Origin of the sequence: Pseudoalteromonas sp. S3785 (assembly GCF_005887365.1) — a bacterium.
GTDB lineage: Bacteria > Pseudomonadota > Gammaproteobacteria > Enterobacterales > Alteromonadaceae > Pseudoalteromonas.
Genome location: NZ_PNCT01000013.1, coordinates 74,507 through 80,506 on the forward strand (window position 1 = coordinate 74,507; position 6,000 = coordinate 80,506).

Consider the following 6,000-nt stretch of genomic DNA (forward strand, 5'->3'; position numbering starts at 1 on the left):
ATTAATCACTTTAAGCTCAACCTTGAAAATAGACCCTTTCACCCTCACTTATATTTCATTCACTCTTTTGAGTGCCATTATTTAGAGAGCCCTATGTTTAGATTTTTATTTGTGTTGTTTATTATCATTCCTATCATCGAAATTGCGCTACTAATACAGGTTAGCGATGTAATTGGTGGGTTTGCGACTATAGCCCTAGTGATTATTACGGCTATTTTGGGCGCCAGAATGGTTAAACAACAAGGTATGGGTGCATTACAAAATGCACAAAGCCAAATGGCCCAAGGGCAAATGCCAGCTAAAGAATTATTTACCGGTATTTGCGTGATCATTGCGGGTGTTTTATTACTAACCCCAGGCATTATGACCGATTTATTCGGCCTACTATTATTAACCCCTTCAATACGCAACAAACTGGCTGCAGGCCTTGCAAGTCAGGCAACGGTGCGTATGAACACAGGTGCACAACAAGGTGCTTCAGCCTTTACACAACACCCACACTCGCAGCAAGAACAACAGCATGTAAATAAACCAACGACCATTGATGGCGAATATGAGAGAAAAGATTAAAAATTTATCGATTTTTCTCTTGGAATTTTACACTCTACCCCCATTAATGAATGCAAATTAGAAAAGCTTTTTTCTGTACTGTTCAGAAACTGTTAGGAGAACTAAAAAAATGAACATTCGTCCTTTACAAGATCGCGTAATCGTTAAGCGTCTAGAAGAAGAAACCAAGTCTGCTGGCGGTATTGTATTAACTGGCTCTGCAGCTGAAAAATCAACTCGCGGAGAAGTTATTGCTGTTGGCAATGGTCGCGTTCTAGATAACGGTGACGTTAGAGCTTTAGAAGTAAAAGCCGGTGACACTGTGTTATTTGGCTCATATGTTGAAAAAACTGAAAAGATCGAAGGTCAAGAGTACCTGATCATGCGTGAAGACAACATTTTAGGCATTGTAGGCTAACCCTACTTTTCGTTTAACAAACATTTAAGAATTTAGAGGAAATTAAAGATGGCAGCAAAAGAAGTACTTTTTGCAGGTGACGCACGCGCTAAAATGCTAACAGGCGTAAACATCCTAGCAAACGCAGTAAAAGTGACCTTAGGTCCTAAAGGCCGTAACGTAGTACTAGATAAATCATTTGGCTCTCCAGTGATCACCAAAGATGGTGTATCTGTAGCAAAAGAAATCGAACTTGAAGACAAGTTTGAAAACATGGGTGCACAAATGGTGAAAGAAGTTGCATCTAAAGCAAATGATGCAGCGGGTGACGGTACCACTACCGCAACTGTACTTGCACAATCTATTGTAAACGAAGGGCTTAAAGCGGTTGCAGCGGGTATGAACCCAATGGATCTTAAGCGCGGTATTGATAAAGCAATTATCGCTGCAGTAGAAGAGCTTAAAGCGCTATCTGTACCATGTGCTGATACTAAAGCAATTGCACAAGTAGGTACTATTTCAGCTAACTCTGACAAAGAAATTGGCGAAATCATTGCTAACGCAATGGAAAAAGTAGGCCGTAACACAGGTGTTATTACTGTAGAAGAAGGTCAATCATTAGAGAACGAACTAGATGTTGTAGAAGGCATGCAGTTTGACCGTGGTTACCTATCTCCGTACTTTATCAATAACGCTGAAAAAGGCGCTGTTGAGCTAGACAACCCGTTCATTCTACTTGTAGATAAAAAAGTATCTAACATTCGTGAGCTACTACCTACATTAGAAGCCGTTGCTAAAGCAAGCAAGCCACTATTAATCATTGCTGAAGACCTAGAAGGCGAAGCACTTGCAACGCTTGTAGTTAACAACATGCGTGGTATTGTTAAAGTATCAGCAGTTAAAGCCCCTGGTTTTGGCGACCGTCGTAAAGCTATGTTACAAGATATCGCCGTACTAACTGGCGGTACTGTTATCTCTGAAGAAATTGGTTTAGAGCTTGAAAAAGCAACTATCGAAGACCTAGGTACTGCTAAGCGCGTAGTTATCACTAAAGATGATACAACTATCATTGATGGCGCAGGTGAAGAAGATGGCATTAACGGCCGTGTTGCACAAATTAAAGCACAGATTGAAGAAGCAACGTCTGACTACGATAAAGAAAAACTACAAGAGCGTATGGCTAAACTTGCCGGCGGTGTTGCAGTAATTAAAGTAGGCGCAGCGACTGAAATTGAAATGAAAGAGAAAAAAGACCGTGTTGAAGATGCATTACATGCAACTCGTGCAGCGGTTGAAGAAGGCGTAGTACCAGGTGGTGGTGTTGCTCTAGTACGTGCAGCTAGCAAGCTAGTTGAGCTACTTGGCGACAACGAAGACCAAAACCACGGTATTAAAGTTGCACTTCGTGCGATGGAAGCCCCACTTCGTCAAATCGTAACAAATGCAGGCGACGAAGCGTCAGTAGTAATAAACGCTGTTAAAGGTGGTGAAGGTAACTACGGTTACAACGCAGCCTCTGGCGAATACAACGATATGCTTGAAATGGGTATCCTAGATCCAACGAAAGTAACGCGCTCTGCACTACAATTTGCAGGTTCGATTGCGGGTCTAATGATCACTACCGAAGCAATGGTTGCTGAAATCCCTAAAGAAGAAGCTGCAGCTGCCCCTGATATGGGTGGCATGGGCGGAATGGGTGGTATGGGCGGAATGATGTAATCATCCTCCTTTAAGCACCTTGCTTATATAAAACCCAGCTTCGGCTGGGTTTTTGTTTTTTAGTACAAGCCTATTGTTATTGCTTAATTTATCTCCACATCTATACCATGAGTTATTGGATTAAAGGTAAAAGGATTTGCTTAATAATAATGAAATAATCACCTTCTTTGTTTTGGTACTACTTATCTCAGGGTTAGTGGTATTTATTGCCTGGATTATGCTTAAGCTCGTTATATGGGGCAAGAGCATGTCTAAAGGAGCGTATTTATTTTTAGCGTTTTTTCCACTAATTTCTCTTATGCCTATCCCACCCCCTACTTATGAGAATGTTCAAAAGGCCAAGCAAGAGCAGCGTAAACGCAAAGAGGACTCAGGTGACGACCCTACTAATGAAGATGAGTAAACCAGTTTAGCTGCGTAAATTAAAACACTTTTTAAGGATGCTCTAAGGTTTAAAATCGAGTGAAGCCTTATATTGCTAGCCCTACATGCAAAGCCAATGTATAACGTACAGCTTCCCTTAAAATAAGCTTTGATAAACAGTTACCTATACTATTCAACCCCGTATTGATATGTGAAAATACACCGACATAAAACAACTTTAGGTTTTTAGTTATGCCAAAGCAGCATATAGGTAGTATTGCTCTTGTTGTAAAAGACTATGACGAAGCAATCGCATTTTATACAAAAAAGTTAAGCTTTGAATTAGTGGAAGATACGGATTTAGGTGATGGTAAACGCTGGGTGTTAATAACCCCACCCAACTCAAACGGCACACACATATTACTTGCACAAGCCACAGAGCCAGAGCAGTTTAACGCTATTGGCAATCAAGCAGGTGGCCGCGTATGGCTATTTTTAAATACTGACAACTTTTGGCGCGACTACGAAAGCATGCTAGAAAATGGCGTAGTATTTCATGAGCAGCCTCGTAATGAGCCTTACGGTACGGTGGCCGTGTTTGAAGATCTCTATGGTAACAAATGGGATCTTATTCAACAGAGCTAAATACTTAGTTGATTAACGACCTGACTATTTGAAATAAATCCGAGGGTAGCATGCCACGCTGCCCTTGCTCTTCAGCTGCAACCTCACCTGCTCGAGCATGAAGAGTTACCCCGTATCGCGCTGCTTCGTCGATACTAAGCCCCTGAGCAAGCAATGCACCAATAATACCTGTAAGTACGTCGCCACTCCCTCCCACGGCAAGTGCTGCGTTACCATTTTCACACACCCAAGTACTTTTACCATTATCAATTAAAGATCCAGCGCCTTTTAATATGCAAGTAGCATTATACCGTTTTGCGCATAATCGCACGCTATCAAACCTATTTGACTCTATTTCAGAGGTATTTTTGCTAATAAGCCGAGCCGCCTCACCAGGATGCGGAGTAAGGACACATTGAGCCAATGTATAAGCACTTGCATTTTCAGCTAATAAATTAAGTGCATCAGCATCAAGTACAAGCGGCGTATTGTGCTCTTGGCAATAGTGCATTACAGTGCAAAACGTTTTTTTAGCCCATTCATCCTGCCCAAGTCCAGGGCCAAGTACAACACAGCTTGCCCACTCTAGAGCCTGTTCAAGGTTTTCACTCATGACCATTAATTCTGGCCTACCGATACTTATTGGCATCATAGAGCTTTGGTGCGTATACACCTTCACCATCCCCGCTCCTGCTCGAAGCGCAGCTTCACTGCTTAGTCTGATTGCTCCCGCAGTACCTTGGTTGCCCCCTACGCATAATAACTTGCCATGATTGCCCTTATGGCTATTTAAAGCCCGAGAGCCCAAGCGATTAAAGCTGTCTATATTTATCAAATGAGCACAAGGTGAAGCGAGTTCACTAAAAGTATCTTCAATTGCTAATTCATCGAGAATCAACTCACCGGCATGTTGTTTACCTGTCCCTGTAGAAAGGCCTTGTTTAATCGCAATAAAAGTAAGCGTTTTTGTTGCCTGAATAGCTGCGCCTAATACTTCACCTGTATTTGCATCTATCCCTGAGGGAACATCGATACTTAAAACAGGCTTTTCGCTTTGGTTGATGGCAGTAATAATCTCACAATAATTTTCACGAACAGGTGAATTAAGGCCAGTACCTAGTAATCCATCAATCACACAGTCGCAGCAATCTAAGTCACTCTTAGTAAACTCGTTAACTATGCCACCAGATTCAAGCCATAACTGCCTCGCTTTAGCAGCGTCACCACTGAGCGTTTTATTAGGGTCTATAGCGCAAACTTTAACCTCTGAACCCGAGTCCTTAATTAAGCGCGCTGCTATGTAAGCATCACCCGCATTATTGCCATTACCTGCAATAATTAAAGTAAGCTTAGCGTTAAAAGACTGCCACTGCTTGTATACGGACTCCCCCGCTCGCTGCATTAAAGTAAATAAATCTATTCCACATTGCTTAGCCGCTTCTCCCTCATAGGAGCGAACCTGCTCTTTCGTGTAAATATGCCTTTGTTTATTTAACATAGAAACTCGCCATAAATAAGTGTGTAGATCCTCTATAACTATAGCTTGGGATAAAAGAGCACTTTTCAATAGTGGATTTAGCGTGCTAAACAGTATTGAAACTAAAATTGAAGGCTTTATTACCAAGAGTTCGAGTTCTGTAGTGGTTTTTTTCGCGGGTTTCGTGATACCCAACCCACGCTACAGAGACAGGTGGGTAATGTGTAAAGGCATATATTGCACTTTTCTTCCGACGTAAAAAACCGCTTCATTTCTGAAGCGACTTTCTCGTATCTGGAGCCTGGCGATGTCGTGGTGCCGATAGCAGTGGAGAGTCACTAACAGATGCTGCCTATCATCGCTTAATGTGTTGGATAACCAAAACACGGTTCACAAAGAGGTGCTGCGCTAAGGAGACGCTACGCTTTAGAGAAGAGCATGCTGAATATTACTTTTCTTATATTTGGAGCCTTACGATGTCGTGGTGCCCACAGCGATGGAGAGACACATAGCAAAGTACTCTTAATGTTTTTTAATGGGATTCACTGGGCACTGAGGTGGTCAGTCGCGTTCTTTACCCGTGGGTTTCGTGATACTCAACCCACGCTACGAGGTACAGGTTGAAGCTGTGCAGCTGATAGCTAACGGCTGATAGCTAATATTTTCACTTTCTTACAGACACAAAAAAGCCGCTTCATTACTGAAGCGGCTTTCTCGTACTTGGAGCCTGGCGATGTCGTAGTACCCACAGCGGTGGAGAGTCACATAGCAAAGTACTCTTAATGTTTTTTAATGGGATTCACTGGGCACTGAGGTGGTCAGTCGCGTTCTTTACCCGTGCGTTTCGTGATACGCAACCCACGATACGATG

At 42.4% G+C, this 6,000-nt stretch carries 6 protein-coding genes; 5 read left to right on the forward strand and 1 reads right to left on the reverse strand.

Features of this window, described 5'->3' with window-relative positions; all coding sequences use genetic code 11:
* The first annotated feature begins 93 nt into the window (after positions 1-93).
* From CWC17_RS04430 to CWC17_RS04450, 5 genes are all read left to right on the forward strand, one after another.
* Complete coding sequence (locus CWC17_RS04430) at positions 94-570, forward strand: FxsA family protein (RefSeq protein ID WP_138612178.1); 477 nt, start codon at positions 94-96, stop codon at positions 568-570.
* Positions 571-679: 109 nt separating this feature from the next.
* Positions 680-967 carry a co-chaperone GroES gene (locus CWC17_RS04435; RefSeq protein ID WP_004587676.1) on the forward strand — a complete coding sequence of 96 codons (288 nt, stop codon included), beginning with the start codon at positions 680-682 and terminating at the stop codon, positions 965-967.
* A gap of 48 nt (positions 968-1,015) precedes the next feature.
* A complete protein-coding gene (groL, locus tag CWC17_RS04440) occupies positions 1,016-2,665 on the forward strand; it encodes a chaperonin GroEL (RefSeq protein ID WP_055014652.1) in 1,650 nt (549 codons plus the stop codon).
* A gap of 136 nt (positions 2,666-2,801) precedes the next feature.
* Complete coding sequence (locus CWC17_RS04445; RefSeq protein ID WP_138540448.1) at positions 2,802-3,068, forward strand: hypothetical protein; 267 nt, start codon at positions 2,802-2,804, stop codon at positions 3,066-3,068.
* A 212-nt stretch (positions 3,069-3,280) separates the two neighbouring features.
* Positions 3,281-3,673 (forward strand): VOC family protein, encoded by a 393-nt coding sequence (locus CWC17_RS04450; RefSeq protein ID WP_138612179.1) that lies wholly within the window; start codon positions 3,281-3,283, stop codon positions 3,671-3,673.
* Between the two features lie 4 nt (positions 3,674-3,677).
* Here the strand turns inward: CWC17_RS04450 and CWC17_RS04455 are convergent, their stop codons facing one another.
* Entirely contained in the window at positions 3,678-5,150 is a 1,473-nt protein-coding gene (locus CWC17_RS04455) for an NAD(P)H-hydrate dehydratase (protein ID WP_138612180.1), read from the reverse strand.
* Between the last annotated feature and the right edge of the window lie 850 nt (positions 5,151-6,000).